At 68.2% G+C, this 17,089-nt stretch carries 11 protein-coding genes; all 11 read left to right on the top strand.

The window, feature by feature from the left end; translation table 11 throughout:
• Nucleotides 1-11 precede the first annotated feature (11 nt).
• The gene (locus tag ODR01_RS00260) at nucleotides 12-1,370 is read left to right on the top strand and encodes a class-II fumarase/aspartase family protein (RefSeq protein ID WP_316975585.1); all 1,359 of its coding nucleotides are present in this window, start codon (nucleotides 12-14) and stop codon (nucleotides 1,368-1,370) included.
• Entirely contained in the window at nucleotides 1,367-2,746 is a 1,380-nt protein-coding gene (locus ODR01_RS00255) for an MmgE/PrpD family protein (protein ID WP_316975584.1), read from the top strand. Before ODR01_RS00260 ends, ODR01_RS00255 begins: the two co-directional genes overlap by 4 nt.
• Nucleotides 2,747-2,774: 28 nt before the next feature.
• On the top strand, nucleotides 2,775-3,065 hold the full coding sequence (locus ODR01_RS00250) for a UxaA family hydrolase (protein ID WP_316975583.1): 291 nt from the start codon (nucleotides 2,775-2,777) through the stop codon (nucleotides 3,063-3,065).
• Nucleotides 3,066-3,103: 38 nt separating this feature from the next.
• A complete protein-coding gene (locus ODR01_RS00245) occupies nucleotides 3,104-4,264 on the top strand; it encodes a UxaA family hydrolase (RefSeq protein WP_316975582.1) in 1,161 nt (386 codons plus the stop codon).
• A gap of 11 nt (nucleotides 4,265-4,275) precedes the next feature.
• Nucleotides 4,276-5,538, top strand: a complete 1,263-nt coding sequence (locus ODR01_RS00240) for a lactate racemase domain-containing protein (RefSeq protein ID WP_316975581.1) — start codon at nucleotides 4,276-4,278, stop codon at nucleotides 5,536-5,538.
• Between the two features lie 19 nt (nucleotides 5,539-5,557).
• Entirely contained in the window at nucleotides 5,558-7,909 is a 2,352-nt protein-coding gene (locus tag ODR01_RS00235; RefSeq protein WP_316975580.1) for a molybdopterin-dependent oxidoreductase, read from the top strand.
• A gap of 514 nt (nucleotides 7,910-8,423) precedes the next feature.
• Nucleotides 8,424-10,148, top strand: a complete 1,725-nt coding sequence (locus tag ODR01_RS00230; RefSeq protein ID WP_316975579.1) for a type I secretion system permease/ATPase — start codon at nucleotides 8,424-8,426, stop codon at nucleotides 10,146-10,148.
• An 11-nt stretch (nucleotides 10,149-10,159) separates the two neighbouring features.
• A complete protein-coding gene (locus ODR01_RS00225) occupies nucleotides 10,160-11,482 on the top strand; it encodes an HlyD family type I secretion periplasmic adaptor subunit (RefSeq protein WP_316975578.1) in 1,323 nt (440 codons plus the stop codon).
• A gap of 54 nt (nucleotides 11,483-11,536) precedes the next feature.
• Nucleotides 11,537-13,537: a nucleoside hydrolase-like domain-containing protein gene (locus ODR01_RS00220; RefSeq protein ID WP_316975577.1), complete on the top strand. Its 2,001-nt coding sequence runs from the start codon at nucleotides 11,537-11,539 to the stop codon at nucleotides 13,535-13,537.
• Between the two features lie 133 nt (nucleotides 13,538-13,670).
• The gene (locus ODR01_RS00215; protein ID WP_316975576.1) at nucleotides 13,671-15,638 is read left to right on the top strand and encodes a nucleoside hydrolase-like domain-containing protein; all 1,968 of its coding nucleotides are present in this window, start codon (nucleotides 13,671-13,673) and stop codon (nucleotides 15,636-15,638) included.
• Between the two features lie 200 nt (nucleotides 15,639-15,838).
• Entirely contained in the window at nucleotides 15,839-17,068 is a 1,230-nt protein-coding gene (locus ODR01_RS00210; protein WP_316975575.1) for an MFS transporter, read from the top strand.
• The last annotated feature ends 21 nt before the right edge of the window (nucleotides 17,069-17,089 follow it).

Raw genomic sequence — 17,089 nt, 5'->3', positions numbered from 1 at the left:
GAGGAATCATCATGGTCGTGCATTTCATCGATAGCGTGGTATTTCAAGATTCTGTCGGCACCGAACGGATGCGCAAAGTCTTCGACGAAAGCGCGATGTTCCAGCGCTGGCTCGATGTCGAGCGGGCCATCGCCTTGGCCGCCGGCGACCTCGGGATGATCCCGAAAGCGGCCGCGGCCCGCATCGCCGACTGCGCCCATGTCGAGAAGATCGACCTCGAAACGGTGAAGGCGCACGGCAAGGTGACGACGCACAGCCTGATGGGCCTGCTCAAGGAATTCCGCCGCGCCATCAACCACGAGGACGCGCGCTACGTCCATTGGGGGGCGACCACCCAGGACATCATCGACACCGGCATGATGCTGATGATCCGCGACGGCGTCGACATCATCGAGGACCAGTTGCGCGAGGTCCTGCGCAACGGCCGCCCGCTCCTGGCCAAGCATCGCGACACCATGATGGTCGGGCGCACCCACGGCGGCCATGCCCTGCCCATCACCTTCGGCCTCAAGGCGGCCATCTGGCTCGACGAACTGGTCCGTCAGCTGCAGCGCTGGCAGGGCGCGCGCGAGCGCATCCTGGTGGTCAACATCATCGGCGCCGTCGGCAGCTTCGCCTCGTGGGGACGGTCGGGCTTCGATCTGCAGAAGCGGGCCGCCGACATCCTCGGCCTGGGAACTCCGCTGTCGCCGTGGGCCGCCTCGCGCGACCGTACGGCCGAGGCGATGACCCTGTGTGCGCTGACCGCCGGCACCGCATCGCGCGTCGCCAAGGAAATCTACAACCTGTCGAAGACCGAGGTGCGCGAACTGGAAGAACCGTTCACGCTCGGCAAGGTCGGCAGCAGCACCATGCCGCACAAGCGCAATCCGGTGCGGACCGAATGGGCGATCGTGCTGGACCGTATCATCCGGGCCAATGCCGGCGTCGCCCTGGAGGCGATGGGCGTCGAGAACGAACGCGACGCCTCCCATTGGAAGGCCGAATGGGTGGTGGTGCCGGAAACCTTCGTCATGCTGTCGGGCTCGCTCAACCATGTGGCCGGGACCTTGGGCGGTCTCAGGGTCAACGCCGAGCGCATGGCCCGCAACGCCGACATGCTGAAAGGGCTCCTGCTCTCCGAGCGCGCCATGTTCGTGGTGGCCGAAAAACTGCCGCTGCCCGAGGCGCACGAGGCCGTCTACCAGGCGTCGGTGCGGGCCTACGACAACGATACGCCGCTGCTCGACGAACTGATGGCCGAAGGCGCCGTCGCCGGCGTCTGCGACCGCCAGAAGATTGCCGAGGCCCTGGACCCCCGCCGCTACCTTGGCCTTTCCGGCGAGGTTGCCGATCGCATCGGCGCCGAGATCGACGCCATCCTGGCATGAGCGGGCGCCTCGACCAGACCCGCCTGGCCCACCGGATCGCCGACTTCGTGACGGCGCTCCGGTGGGAGGCATTGCCCGATGCCGTCCGCGCGACGGCCCTCGACGCCTTCCGCGACTGGCTGGGCAATGCCGCGGCCGGGGCGGCGACGCCGTTCGGCCGGTCCGTCCATGCCGTCGCCAAGGCGATCGGCTCGACGGGGAACGCCCTGCTGATCGGTTCGCGGGAAGGGGCCGATCCGTTGACCGCCGCGCTGGTCAATGGCGGCTCCGCCCACGCGCTGGAGTTCGACGACTCCCACAAACAGACCCTTTATCATCCCGGCGTGCCGGCCATCGCCTCGGCCCTGGCCGCGGCGCAACTGGCCGATGCCGGCGGCGCCGCCCTGCTTACCGGGATGGTCGCCGGCTACGAGGTGGGAATCCGCGTCGCCTGCGCGCTGGGACCCGGGCACTATCGCTTCTGGCATACCACGGGAACGGCCGGCTGTTTCGCGGCGGCGGCGGCGGCGGCGCGGGTGCTGGACCTGACGGCGGCGCAGACCGCCGCCGCCTTCGGCTTGGCCGGCACCCAGGCGGCCGGCTTGTGGGAGGTTCTGCCCGATGCCCCGGCCGCCAAGAACCTGCATCCCGGCAGGGCCGCCCAGTCCGGCTTGCTGGCCGCGCTGCTGGCCCGCGAGGGGGTCGAGGGACCGACCTCGATTCTCGAGGGAAGCCGCGGCGTGTTCGCCGCCATGGCGCCGGAGGGGGCGGACGCCGGGGCGTGCACCGACGGTCTGGGTGCGCGCTGGCGGATTCGCGAGATCACCTTCAAGGCCTACCCCATCTGCGGCCATTCCATGACGCCGGTCGAGGCCGCCCTGCAGATCCGCGAGGGGCTGGGGACGGCGGAGGTACGCAAGGTGCTGGTGCATTCCAACGCCATCTCGATCCGCGTCGCCGGCGATCCCGATCCGCAGGACGGCTATGCCGCCAAGTTCTCCATTCCCTATTGCGTGGCCGTCGCCCTGCTCAAGGGGCGCGTTACCCAGGCCGAGTTCGAACCGGCCGTGCTGGAGAACCGGGGCGTGCGCGATCTGATGCGCCGCGTGGAACTCGTCGCCGATCCGGAATACGATAAGATCGCCAGAACCATCCGTCCGGCCCGCATCGAAGCCTTGCTCGGTGACGGCCGGACCGTGGAAGCGGTGTCGGAAACCCGGCGCGGCGATCCCGAGCAGCCGATGAGCAGCGATGAAATGCGGGCAAAATTCCGGGCTCTGGCCGCGCTGGCCTGGGGCGAGGAACGCGCCCGCAGGGTGGACGACGGCATGCCGACCTTGCCCGAAAGCCCGACGGTCAACCGGTGGATGAGGCGGTACCTGTTGGCGGAGGAATGATCCGCCCGACTTTGAGAGGGATCGATCGATGAAGCGAGATGCGATAGCGATTAAGCGAGAGGACAACGTGGCGACGGCGCTGCGCGACCTCGGCAAGGGCGAAGTTGCGGCGGTCGGGATCGGCGACGGGACGGTTTCCGTCACCCTGCTTGATGCCATCACCTTCGGCCACAAGTTCGCGCTGAGGGACATCGCCCACGGCGAGGACATCCTGAAATACGGCGAGGTGATCGGGCGGGCGACGGTGGCGATCCCGCAGGGCGCGCACGCGCACGTTCAGAACATCGAAAGCCTGCGCGGCCGCGGCGATCTGGCGTGAGCCACGGGCGGACGGAAGCTGAGGAAAGGACGAGGTTGATGGAATTCCAGGGATATCGCCGGCCGGACGGCCAAGTGGGAACGCGCAATTACGTGGGGGTGCTGTCGACGGTGGTGTGCGCCAACGAGGTGGCCGAGGACATCGCCCGCCAGGTCGACGGCGCGGTGAGCTTCACCCATCACCAGGGGTGCTGCCAGACGCCGCTCGACATCAAGCGGGTCAACGAGGTGCTGATCGGTTTGGGCAGCAACCCGAACCTGGCGGCGGTTCTGCTGGTCAGCCTGGGCTGCGAGAGCACGGCGATCGAGGAAGTGGCGGCGGGTATTCGCAAGAGCGGCAAGCGGGTCGAGGTGATCGGCTTGCAGGAGACCGGCGGCGCCGCGCGGACGCGGGCCGAGGGCACGCTGATCGTCCAGAACATGGTCGCCGAGGCGTCCCTGCAGAAGACCGTGACGTGCGGCCTGGCCGACATCGTGCTCGGCATGAAGTGCGGCAGTTCGGACACCACGCAGGGCCTGTCGGCGACGCCGGCCATCGGCGTCGCCTCGGATCTGATCGTGGCGGCCGGCGGCACGTCGATCCTGGGCGAGGTCACGGAATTCATCGGCGCCGAGCACATCGTGGCGCGGCACGCCGCCACCAAGGAGATCGGCGACCAGATCATCGCCCTGGTCCAGCGCATGGAAAACCGCGCCAAGGCGGTTGGCTGCGACATGCGGGGCGGCCAGCCGACCGGCGGCAACATCAAGGGCGGACTGACCACCATCGAGGAGAAGTCGCTGGGGGCCATCGCCAAGGCCGGCACGGCGCCGATCCAGGCGGTTTACGAATACGGGGTGCGGCCGACCGTCAAGGGACTGGTGGTGATGGACTCCCCCGGCCGCGAACCGGAAATCCTGACCGGCCTGGCGGCGGCGGGCTGCAACGTCATCGCGTTTGCGACGGGACGGGGGGCGCCGCAGGGCTTTCCCTTCGTGCCGGTGGTCAAGCTGACCGGCAACGCGCTGACCTGGGAAAAGATGCGCGATCACATGGACCTGTCGGTGGCCGGCGTGATCGAGGGAACGGAGAGCCTGCCGGAAGCGGGAGCGCGCATCCTCAAGACCGTCCTCGACGTCGCCTCGGGCGCCCGCACGCGCGCCGAGATCACCGGCTACACCCGGGCCATGGACATCTACGTCACCGGTCCGGTGATCTAGGAACGATCGCGATGACCTATCCGAAGTTGACGCAAATTACGCAACGCCTGAACGACACCCGCATCGCCGATATCGACGCCACCATCGCGGCGGAGATGAAGCGGGTCGGCCTGGCCGGCCGCATCAAGCCGGGCTCGCGGGTGGCGGTCACCGCCGGCAGCCGCGGCATCACCGACATGATCGCCGTGCTGCGGGCGACGGTGAACGAGGTCAAGAAGGTCGGCGCCACGCCGATCGTCGTGCCCTCCATGGGCAGCCACGGCGGCGCCACCGCCGAGGGGCAGACCGGCATGCTCGAGGGGCTGGGGGTGACCGAGCAAAGCCTCGGCGCGCCCATCGTCTCGTCGATGGACGTGGTCGACCTCGGCACCACCGCCGAGGGCATTCCCGTCGCCTTCAGCCGCGACGCCATGGAATGCGACGCCATCATCGTCGTCAACCGCATCAAGCCGCATACCGAGTTCAACGGCCGCATCGAGAGCGGCCTGACCAAGATGATGGTGATCGGCCTGGGCAAGCATCAGGGCGCGATCAACGCCCACAGCTGGGCGGTGCGCTTCGGCTACGAGCGCACCCTGATCGCCTCGGGGCAGCACATCCTGGCCCGCGCGCCGATCACCCTGGGCATCGGCATCGTCGAGAACGGCTTCAACCAGGCCGCCGTCATCGAGGCGGTGACGCCCGAGAACTTCATCGAGGAGGAGGTCAGGCTGCTCGAGCGGGCCAAGCACAACTGCCCGCACCTGCCGTTCGACCGCCTCGACATCCTGATCGTCGACGAGAGCGGCAAGGAAATCAGCGGCACCGGCATGGACACCAAGGTGATCGGCCGCGTCATGAACATCTACGAGCCGCCGCTCGACCATCCGCACATCACCCGCATCGTGCTGCGCGACTTGACCGAGAAGTCGCACGGCAACGGTCTGGGCGTCGGCCTGGCCGACTTCGTCACCCAGCGGTTCGCCGACAAGCTCGACCGCGGCTACACCGACGTCAACTGCGTCACCGCGGTGACACCCGAAAAGGGGCGCCTGCCGATCATCGGCAAGACCGACCGGATGGCCGTCGACTACGCCTTCGCTTCGGCCGGCCCGGTGACGCCCGACGACGTGCGCCTGTGCTGGATTCGCAACACCGCGACCCTGGACCGGATGTTCGTCTCCCAGGCGCTCCTCGACGAGGTCGCCAGGCATCCGGCCCTTGACGTAGTGTCCGATCCGATCGACATGGAGTTCGCGGCGAACGGCGATCTGCTGTCGCCATCCCCTCACTGATCGGCAACCCGGCGGAAAGATGGCGGCATTCGACGGCAAGGCGGGCGGCGGCTCCAAGAAGACGGCACACGGTCTTTCCATCGGCACCCACTGGGGCGCGGCGAGGGCGTCATTCGCCGCCGACGGCGGGCTGCGCCTGGACCCGCTGGCCGAGGATCCGTCGCCGTCGCCGCTTATGCGGGGGTATGCCGAACTGGCCGACCATCCCCTGCGCATCGGCTGTCCCGCCGTGCGCGAGGGGTGGCTGACGGCACGCCGGGGCGGCCGGCCCGACGAGCGGCGGCGCGGGGCCGAGCCGTTCATTCCCGTCCCGTGGGACCAGGCGATTGCCCTGGCCGCCGACGAGATCGAACGGGTTGGCCGGAGCTTCGGCAACGAATCGATCTTCGCCGGCTCCTATGGCTGGGGCAGCGCCGGGCGCTTCCACCACCCGCAAAGCCAGTTGAAGCGGTTCATGACCCTGGCCGGCGGCTTTACCTTCGCCAAGAACACCTACAGCCATGCCGCCGGCTCGGTGCTGCTGAGCCGCATTCTGGGCGGGGACTTCAGCGACCCGGCCTCCTGCACGCCGGATTGGGCCTCGGTGGCGGCGGCCGGCGCCTTCATCCTGGCCTTCGGCGGAATCACGCCGCGCAACACCCAAGTGGAGGGTGGGGGCTTCGTGCGTCATCATGTTCCCGGCGGCTTGCGGCGCTGCGCCGAGAGCGGATGCCGTCTGGTCGTGGTGTCGCCGACGGCCGACGACGCGCCCGACTTCCCCGGGGTCGAGTGCCTGTCCATCCGGCCGGGAACCGACACCGCCTTCATGCTGGGCGTCGCCCACGCGCTGATCGAGGCCAAGCGGGCCGACGAGGCATTCCTGGCGCGCTGTACGGTCGGCTACGAGCAGGTCGCCGCCTACGTGATCGGGCGCGAAGACGGCGTCGCCAAGACGCCCGAGTGGGCGGCGGCGATCTGCGACTGCCCGGCCGAGCGGATTCGCGAGGTCGCCGGGCGGCTGGTCGTCGGCCCGTCGCTGGTCGCCTGCGCATGGTCGCTGCAGCGCGCCGAATTCGGCGAGCAGGCCTTCTGGATGGCGATCACCCTGGCCGCCCTGGTCGGCCAGATCGGCCAGCCAGGCTGCGGCCTGGCCTTCGGCCTGGGCAGCATGAACGCCGTCGGCCGGCACGGCGTGCGCCTGCGGGGGCCGGCCCTGCCGCAGGGCGACAATCCGGTCAAGACGTTCATTCCGGTGGCCCGCATCGCCGACCTGCTGCTCAATCCCGGCGCCACCATCGACTATGACGGGCAGCGCCTCACCTTTCCCCATATCCGGCTGGTCTACTGGGCCGGCGGCAACCCCTTCCACCACCACCAGGACCTCAACCGCCTGCGGCAGGCCTGGAAGCGGCCGGAAACCGTCATCGTCAACGAGACCCACTGGAATCCCATCGCCCGGCACGCCGACATCGTGTTTCCCGTCTGCGTCGGGCTGGAACGCGGCGACGTCTGCGTCGCCCGGCGCGGCAGTGAAATCTTTTACAGCCATCAGATCCTGCCGCCACGCGGCGAGGCCAGGACCGACCACGAGGTGTTCCGCCTGATGGCGGCTCGCCTGGGTTTCGAGGACGCCTTCACCGAGGGGCGTTCGGCCGACGACTGGCTGCGCTGGATTTACGAGGGCTTCGTGCGCAACCACCCGGAGCTTCCGCCGTTCGAGCGGTTCCGGGAAATGAGCGCCGTCGACCTGGCCGACCTGGTCGACGATCCCGGGCCGGTGGTGCCGATGGGGACCTTTGTCGCCGATCCCGAGGGGGCGCCGCTCGGCACGCCGTCGGGGAAAATCGAACTGTTCAGCCGGACCATCGCCTCTTTCGGTTACGCCGACTGCGGGGGGCATGCCGGCTGGTTCGCGCCCGCCGAATGGCTGGGCAGCCCGGCGACCGCGCGCCATCCCCTTCACCTGCTGTCGCCGCAGCCCGAAAACCGGCTGCATTCCCAACTCGACCAGACCTCGGTGGGGGCGGCGGGCAAGGTGGCCGGGCGCGAGCCGGTGTTGATCAATCCCAGGGACGCCGCGGCGCGCGGCATCGCCGAGGGGCAGGTGGTGCGCGTCTTCAACGACCGCGGCGCCTGTCTGGCCGGGGCGCGGCTTACCGCCGCCGTCAGGCCCGGAGTCGTCGTCATGGCCACCGGCGCCTGGTATGACCCCGACGATCCCGACGCGCCGATGCCGATCGACCGCCACGGCAACCCAAACGTGCTGACCGCCGATGTCGGGACCTCAAGCCTGGGGCAGGGCCCCAGCGTCAATTGCCTGGTGGACATCGCCGTCGCGGCCGATCCGCCGCCGCCCGGCTGGGACAAACCGCCGTCGTTCTCGCGGCCATAAAGGCCGGCTGCGGACGCATCGGCCACGCCGACCGCCGGCGACGATCCGCGCTTCCTTTTCCTTTTGAAAGCAGGATTGACCGAGGACCCTTCGGTTCCGTCGGCGCGTCATGGACGAAGGCGCGCTGGATACGGCATGCCCCCGGAAATGGTGGAAATCCCGACCTTCCACGGCGGGAAACGGCCATTCGCATCTATCTCCCAAGAACAGAAAAGCGCCTTTGGCAGACGTCACAGAAATGACACAGCGCACATCACAGAAATGACACAGCAACGTCATGGTGTCATGGGATTACTCCATGGAGTAGCAAAACTTCAGGTTTCATAAGCCGTTATCCATGATCGCTTCCCTTATGTCGCGCCGCAGTATCACTTTCGCCTACGTGGTATCCCTAGGGGTCTAATGGATATCCGAAATTTCTAGCCTATGGTGAGTACTCCATAAGGGCTTCGCGACTAATGAAAAAAAGCGGCAGCAACGTTCGTCTGTCGCCTGTCATAGAGGAACGGCGTCCATGAAGATTTCGACGCGCCCGACCGCGATTCTCGCGGTCGCGACGGCCCCCCTTGCCTGGACTTGCCTGCTGGCGGGCCTCTTCAGCCTGGCGATCAACATGCTGGTGCTGACCTCGCCGATCTATATGTTCCAGGTCTTCGACCGCGTGTTGGGCACCGGTCACCTGGACACCCTGGTGTGGCTGACCGTCATTGCCGCCACCGCCTACATGACCTTCGGGGCGCTTGAAGCGGTCCGCGGCCACATCCTTTCCCGGGCCGCCACCTGGCTCGACCGGACGCTGGCCCCCCTCCTTATCCGCTCCGGCCTCAGCGCCGGGTTGGCCGGCGAGCCTACCGGCTCCCAGCCGCTCCGCGATCTCGGCCAGGTCCGGGGCTTCCTCGCCGGCCCGGCGATGCCGCCGCTGCTCGATGCGCCGTGGACGCCGGTGTTCTTGGCTGTGCTCTGGTTCATGCACCCCTGGCTCGGCCAATTCGCCATCGCGATGGCCATCCTTCTGTTCGGGGTGATGGTGGTCGGCGAACTGCTCACCAGGCATCCGACGCGCCAGGGCGACGCCCATCAGTCCCACGCCCACGGGCTGGCGGAGGGCGTGCTTCGCAACGGCGAGACGGTTCAGGCCATGGGTCTCCTGCCGGCGCTGCTGGAGCGCTGGAGGGGCGCCCAGGATGCCGCCCTGACTGCCCAGCAGACCGCATCCGACCGCGCACTCCGGCTTCAGGGCTTCTCAAAGGCGGCGCGGATGTTCATGCAGACCGCCATCCTCGGCCTGGGCGCGTGGCTGGTTGTTCGCGGCGAGTTGACCGCCGGCGGCATGATCGCCGCATCCATCCTGCTCGGCCGCGCCCTTGCTCCGGTGGATCAACTCTTGGGCTCGTGGAAGCAGTTCGTTTCGGTACGCGGCTCGTGGCGCCGGGTGAAGGCCCTGCTGGCACGTTATCCCGCGACGCCGATGCAGATGCCGCTGCCCGAGCCGGCCGGCGAACTCTCCGTCGAGGAAATGGCGTATGCGCTGCCCGGCATGGAACGGCCGCTCCTGTGCAACATATCCTTCTCGGTTCCGGCGGGGGCGTCGGTCGGGATCGTCGGTCCATCGGGGGCCGGTAAGAGCACGCTGTGTCGCCTGCTGGTCGGGGCCCTGCGCCCGAGCGCCGGACACGTCCGTCTCGACCACGCCGACCTGGCCGACTGGAGCCACGCCGAGGTTGGCCCCCATCTTGGCTATCTCCCTCAGGAGGTCGCGCTCTTCGCCGGGACCGTCGGCGAGAACATCGCCCGCATGGCCGAAGGGGACCCGAAGCTCATCGTCGCGGCGGCCAAGCTGGCCCAGATCCACGAAATGATCCTTCGCCTGCCCCAGGGCTACGAAACCCGTGTCGACGACGTCAGTCTCCGGTTGTCGGGCGGCCAGCGTCAGCGCATCGGCCTGGCGCGTGCGCTCTATGGCGATCCCAAGCTTTTGATCCTCGACGAGCCGAACGCCCATCTGGATGGCGAGGGTGAGGCGGCGTTGGTCGCCGCCCTGGCGGCCGCCAAGCAGCGGGGCTGCACGATCGTGATGGTGAGCCACCGCCCGGCTCTCCTGGGAAGTGCCGACCTGCTGGTCTACCTCCGCGACGGTGCCGTCGAGGCCTTCGGGCCGGCCGGGGACATCTGGCCGATGCTGACCGGACAACCGCCCCAGGCGGTATCCGCCCTGGCCCGCGCCGCGTCAACCCACTGAAGGAAATAGCGATGAAATCCACCCTCGCCCTCGCTGCCCCCGCCCTGCGCCACACGCTGCTGGGGCCGGTCCTCGGCGGTACCGCCGTCTGCCTCGCCTTCTTCGGCGGCCTCAGCGCCTGGTCGGCCCTGGTGCCGCTGGCCAGCGCTGCCATCGGCCCGGGAATCGTCAGTCCGGACGGCAGCCGGCGAACCGTGCAGCACCTGGAGGGCGGGATCGTCGAGCGCCTTCTCGTGGCCGACGGCAGCCGGGTGGCCGCGGGCGACCCGCTGGTCGTGCTCGCGGACAAGGCCGCCCGCGCGACCTACGACCTGACGGTGACCCAGCACCGCCAGTACCTGGCGATGGAGGCCCGCCTGGTGGCCGAGCGCGACGGCGAGGGCGCCCTGCGCCTGCCGCCCGAACTGGCCGACCATGCCGCCGAGCCCGAGGTCATCGCCCTGCTGGAGGCCCAGCGCAAGCTGATGGTTGACCGCCGCGCCTCGCTGCTCGGCCGCCAGGACCTGCTCCGCCAGCGCATCGCCGAGATCGAGGAGGAAATCGCCGGTCTGCGCGCCCAGGCCGTCAGCCGCGACCGACAGCTTTCCATCATCGAGGAAGAGATCGCGACGGTTGCCTACCTCGTCGGCAAGGGGCTGACACCCAAGCCGCGCCTTCTGGCGCTGCAGCGCGAACAAGCCGAGCTGCTGGGTCAGCAGGCCACCACGCGCGCCGCCATCGCCCGCTCGCACCAGTCGATCGGCGAGTCCACGCAGCGGATCGTGCAGCTCGACGTCGAATGGCAGGAAGACGTCAGTACCCGGCTCAACGAGGTCGTCGGCAAGCTGACCGAGACCAAGGAACGCCTGCTGGCCGCCAGCGACGTGCTGCGGCGGCTGGTGGTCAAGGCGCCGGTCCCCGGCACCGTGGTCCAGATGCGCCTGCATACCGTCGGCGGAGTCATCGGATCGGGCGACCCTATTCTCGACATCGTGCCCAGCGACGAGGACCTGGTGATCGACGCCCGCATCGCCCCCACGGACATTGACGTGGTGCGCAAGGGCCAGGTGGTGCAGGTCGTGCTCTCGGCATTCGCGCAGCGCACCCTGCCGCGCATCGAGGGCCGGGTCCGCGACGTGTCGGCCGACCGCATCGTCGATCCGCAGACGCAGGCCACCTACTTCAAGGTTCGTGTCGAGGTCGACCGCGCCAGCCTCGCCGCCATCGTGCCCGGCATCGAGCTTTCCCCCGGCATGCCGGCCGAGGTGATGGTGATGACCGGCCAACGCACCGCCTTCGAATATCTCTCCCGGCCGTTCCTGGATTCGCTCCGGCGCAGTCTCACGGAAAGCTGATTTCACCCCCCCCCCGCAATGACCAAACAACCTCTGGAAGGAAGGCCTGACGCAATGGCTAAACCCCGCGTTCTCATCTCCACCGACATCGGCGGCTCGGACCCCGACGACATCCAGTCCATGGTCCATGCTCTTCTCTATTCCGACAAGGTCAACCTGGTCGGCCTGGTGTCGAGCCCGACCAAGCACGGCGGACGCGCGTCCGACATCCACAAGGTCATCGACGCCTACGCCCAGGACTATTCGAAGCTCAAGACCTGGTCCTCGGACCATCCGACGCCGGACTACCTGAAGTCGATCGTCACCCAGGGCAGCATCCCGGTGGCCCCGTCCCAGGGCTGGTCGAGCGCGACCGCGGGCTCGAAGGCGATCATCAAGGCCGCGCACGCCTCCAGCGAACCGCTGTGGGTGCTGACCTGGGGGGCCATGACCGACGTTGCCCAGGCGCTGCACGACGACCCGTCGATCCAGAGCAAGATCAAGGTCTATTCCATCGGCGCCTGGAACACCCAGCAGGACCCGGCAGCGCGCGATTACGTCTACAACAACTTCAAGAACCTGTGGTGGATCGAGAACGATTCGACGTTCCGCGGCATGTACGTGAACGACTCCGGGAGCGCCACCAACACCTGGAAGATGGGTGACGCGCAGGGCCACGGGGCGCTGGGCGAAACCTTCTACAAGGCGATGCCCTGGGGCCTGAAGATGGGCGACACGCCGTCGCTCCTGTACTTGCTTGACGGCGCCGACAACAACAACCCCGGTGCCGCGAGCTGGGGCGGTTCCTTCGCCCAGACCGGCCACGGCCCCAACTATTGGACCGACAAGACCTCGGCGGCGGACAAGTGCGGCTCGTACGAGGGTGCCGACACGGTGCAGGATTACCAGGCCGCCTTCTACAAGGATTTCGTCACCCGCCTGGACCACGCCAAGGCGGCCAATCCCAACGGTTCCACGCCGCCCCCGTCGGGTGGCGGCGACACGACGCCGCCTCCTTCCGGTGGTGGCAGCACGCCGCCGCCTCCGTCTTCCGGCGGCACCGGCAACCCGGTGATCGCTGTTGACGACACGGGCTGGACGGTCGGCGCCGGCCAGACCATGTGGCAGAACGCCCGTTACCTAACCGCCAACGACAAGGGTCTCGACGGCGGGCTCAAGGTGACCGCGGTGGCGGCCAAGAGCGCCGCCGGCGCCACCGTCACCTTCGACAGCGACGGCACCATCTCGTATAGGCCGCTCGCCGGCTGGCAGGGCAAGGACTCGGTCCAATACACCGTTTCCGACAAGGACGGCAGTTCCGACACCGGCACATTCCACGTGCAGGTCGGCAAGGGCGGGACCACGGTGCCGCCGCCGTCCGACGGCGGGTCCACGACGCCGCCCCCGTCTTCCGACGGCAGCGGCAACCCGGTCGTCGCGGTCGACGACGCCGGCTGGTCGACCAACGTCGGTCAGACGATGTGGCAGAACGCCCGCTACCTGCTGATCAACGACCAGGGGCTCGACGGCGGGCTCAAGGTGACCGCGGTGGCCAGCAAGAGCGCCGCCGGCGCCTCGGTGTCATTCGCCTCCGACGGCACCATGACCTACCGGCCGGTGGCCAACTGGCAGGGCAAGGACAACGTCGCCTACACGGTGACCGACAAGGACGGCAGTTCCGACACCGGGGTCTACTACGTCCAGGTCGGCAAGGGCGGCGTCGTCATGCCGTCGTCCGAGGGCGGGACTACGCCGCCACCCTCGTCTTCCGGCGGCAGCGGCAATCCGGTGAACGCCGTCGACGATCTCTGGACGACCCAGGCCGGCAAGGCGCTCTACTTCAATACCCGCTACCTGCTGGGCAACGACAAGGCCCCCGATGGCGGCCTGGCGGTGAAGGGCATTGCCGCGACCACCGCCAAGGGCGGCACGGTGACATGGGACGCCAATACCGGTACCGCCATCTACAAGGCCAAGGCGGGCTTCACCGGCCATGACACCGTTCAGTACGTGGCCCAAGACGCCGACGGCAGCACCGACACCGCGCTGGTCCACTTCGACGTCCTGCTGGCCTGACCGGCAACGCCGATCCGCGACGGCCGCCCAAACCGGCGGCCGTCGCCTTCGGAGCCGGTGGCTACCCCTTAAGGAAGCCTGTTTTCGTTTTCCTGCAATAACCAAATAATCTCGGGAAGGAAGGTCTAACGCAATGGCTAAACCCCGCGTGCTCATCTCCACCGATATCGGCGGCGCGGACCAGGACGACTACCAATCCATGGTCCATGCCTTTCTCTATGCCGACAAGGTCGACCTGGTCGGCCTGGTGTCGAGTCCGACCAAGTACGGCGGACGGGCGTCCGACATCCACAAGGTCATCGACGCCTATACCCAGGACTATTCGAAGCTCAAGACCTGGTCTTCGGATTATCCGACGCCCGATTACCTGAAGTCGATCGTCACCCAGGGCAGCATCCCGGTGGCCCCCTCGCAGGGCTGGTCGAGCCCGACCGCAGGTTCCCAGGCGATCATCAAGGCCGCGCACGCCTCCAGCGAACCGCTGTGGGTGCTGACCTGGGGGGCCATGACCGACGTTGCCCAGGCGCTGCACGACGACCCGTCGATCGCCGGCAAGATCAAGCTCTACAGCATCGGTTCCTGGAACACCCAGCAGGACCCGGCAGCGCGCGATTACGTCTACAACAACTTCAAGAACCTGTGGTGGATCGAGGACGACTCGACGGCGCGGGGCATGTATGTGGATACGTCCGGCAACGCCGTGAACAGTTGGAAGATGGACGACGTCAGGGGCCACGGGGCGCTGGGCGATTTCTTCATCAAGGAAATGGGCTGGGCCCTGAAGGCGGGCGACACGCCGTCGCTGCTCTATCTCCTGGATAACGCCGACGACAACAACCCGACGGCCGCGAGTTGGGGCGGCTCCTTCGCCCAGACCGGCCACGGCCCTAACTACTGGACCGACAAGACCGATCCGTCGCTCAAGCTCGGCGCATACGAGGGCGCGGCCACGGTGCAGCAGTATCAGGCCGCCTTCTACAAGGATTTCGTCACCCGCCTGGACCATGCCAAGGCGGCCAATCCCAACGGCTCCACGCCGCCCCCGTCGGGTGGCGGCGACACGACGCCGCCTCCGTCTTCCGGCGGCACCGGCAACCCGGTGATCGCTGTTGACGACGACCTGTGGAAGATCGACGTCGGCCAGACCATGTGGCAGAACGCCCGCTATCTCCTGGCCAACGACAAGGGTCTCGACGGCGGGCTCAAGGTGACCGCGGTGGCGGCCAAGAGCGCCGCCGGCGCCTCCGTCACCTTCGACAGCGACGGCACCATCTCGTATAGGCCGCTCGCCGGCTGGCAGGGCAAGGACTCGGTCCAATACACCGTTTCCGACAAGGACGGCAGTTCCGACACCGGCACATTCCACGTGCAGGTCGGCAAGGGCGGGACCACGGTGCCGCCGCCGTCCGACGGCGGGTCCACGACGCCGCCCCCATCCTCTGACGGCAGCGGCCCGGTCACCGCCGTCGACGACGATATATGGAAGATCGACGTCGGCCAGGTCATGTGGCAGAACGCCCGCTATCTCCTGACCAACGACAAGGGTCACGACAGCAGCCTCAAGGTGACGGCGGTGGCCAGCAAGAGCGCTGCCGGCGGCACCGTCACCTTCGCTTCCGACGGCAGCATCAACTACAAGCCGGTGGCCGGCTGGCAGGGCAAGGACTGCGTGCAGTACACGGTGACCGACAACGACGGTTGCACCGACACCGGCACCTTCCATGTGCAGGTCGGCAAGGGTGGCCCCGTCATGTCGCCGACGGACGGCGGTTCCACGACGCCTCCGCCGTCCTCGGGCGGCAGCGGCAATCCGGTGAACGCCGTCGACGATCTCTGGACGACCCAGGCCGGCAAGGCGCTCTACTTCAATACCCGCTACCTGCTGGGCAACGACAAGGCCCCCGACGGCGGTCTGGCGGTGAAGGGCATTGCCGCGACCACCGCCAAGGGCGGCACGGTGACATGGGACGCCAATACCGGCACCGCCATCTACAAGGCCAAGGCGGGCTTCACCGGCCATGACACCGTTCAGTACGTGGCCCAAGATGCCGACGGCAGCACCGACACCGCGCTGGTCCACTTCGACGTCCTGCTGGCCTGACCGGCAACGCCGATCCGCGGCGGCCGCCCAAACCGGCGGCCGTCGCCTGCGGCGCCAGCGATACCACTGACTTGGGGGGCGGCCCGCCGTGTGGCGGGCCGGCGGATCGGGCATCGGACGATTGTGTCGGATGCCCGATCCTGCTATGGGAAGCGGTCCCTTCGGACCCGTCATTCTGTTTCAGCCCAACGGTCGATCCAATGGTTCCAAGCGGGGGCGAATCCCCGAGGCCGACGCGGCTTCTCCTCATCGCCGTTTCCGCCCTTTTCGTGCAGCAGACCTTCGTTTCGATGAGCCGGCTGGTGCTGCCGGTCCTGGCGCCGGTCATTTCCGAGGAGCTGGGGACCAACCCGGCGCTGGTCGGCGCCTATTCCGGCATCCTGTCGTCGGTGGCCATGGTCCTGGCCATGGGCTCGGGCGGCTTCATCGAGCGTTTCGGGGGCTGGCGGATGTGCCAGTTCGCCCTGCTGGCGACGGGCGCCGCCATGTTCATGGCCGCTCCCGGGATCCTGGTCCTGTTCGCCGTTTCGGCCATTCTGGTCAGCCCCGGCCCCGGCATCTCGACGCCGGCCAGCTCCCACGTGCTGGCCCGTCACTGCCCGCCCAAGCGGGCGCCGTTGTTCTTCTCGATCAAACAGACCGGCGTTCCCGCCGGCGGCCTGCTGGCCGGCGTGCTGGTGCCGTTTCTCGCCCTTCAGTTCGGGTGGCGGGGCGCCTTCCTGGCGACCGGAATTTTGTATATGGCGCTTGCCCTAGCCTTGCAGCCGTTCCGGGCCCAGTTCGACGACGACCGCCACGCCGGCCATCGCTCGTTCCTGGCCGATGCGCGGACGGCGCTGAAGGCGGCGACCGCCGATCCCCGCCTGCGCCACCTGGTGGCGGCGGCGTTCACCTTCGTCGGCCTGCAGGCCCTGTTCGATTCCTTCTTCGTCACCTATCTGGTGAACGGCCTCGGCCACTCGCTGACCACCGCCGGCACCGTGTTCTCGGTGGCCCAGGGGGTCGCCGTCGTCACCCGCATGCTGTGGGGCGCCATCGCCGGCTCCGTCGCTTCGCCCCGCGTGGTTCTGGCCGGGCTCGGTCTGGTGATGGCCGCCGGTTCGGTGGCGATGGGGCTGGTGGCGCCCGGCTGGCCGGTCCCGGCGGTGACGGCGGTGGCCGTCGTCTACACCGCCACCGCCTTCAGTTGGCACGGCGTCCTTCTGGCCGAGGTGGCGCGTCTGGCGCCGGCCGGCCGGGTCGGCGCCACCACCGGCGGCGTCATCGTCTTCATCATGGGCAGTTCGACACTCTATCCGCTGGTCTTCGCCGCCATCCTGGCCGTTTCAGGCAGCTACGGCGCGGGGTACCTGATCGCCGCCGTGCCGGCGCTTATCGTCGGTCTGGGATTGCTTCGACGAGACAAGGCCGATTCCCCCGACGCCGCGTGAGCGGACGTTCCAAAAACAGCG

Origin of the sequence: Shumkonia mesophila (assembly GCF_026163695.1) — a bacterium.
GTDB lineage: Bacteria > Pseudomonadota > Alphaproteobacteria > Rhodospirillales > Shumkoniaceae > Shumkonia > Shumkonia mesophila.
The sequence above is the reverse complement of the archived record's forward strand: the minus strand, read 5'-3'. Positions and strand labels throughout refer to the sequence as shown.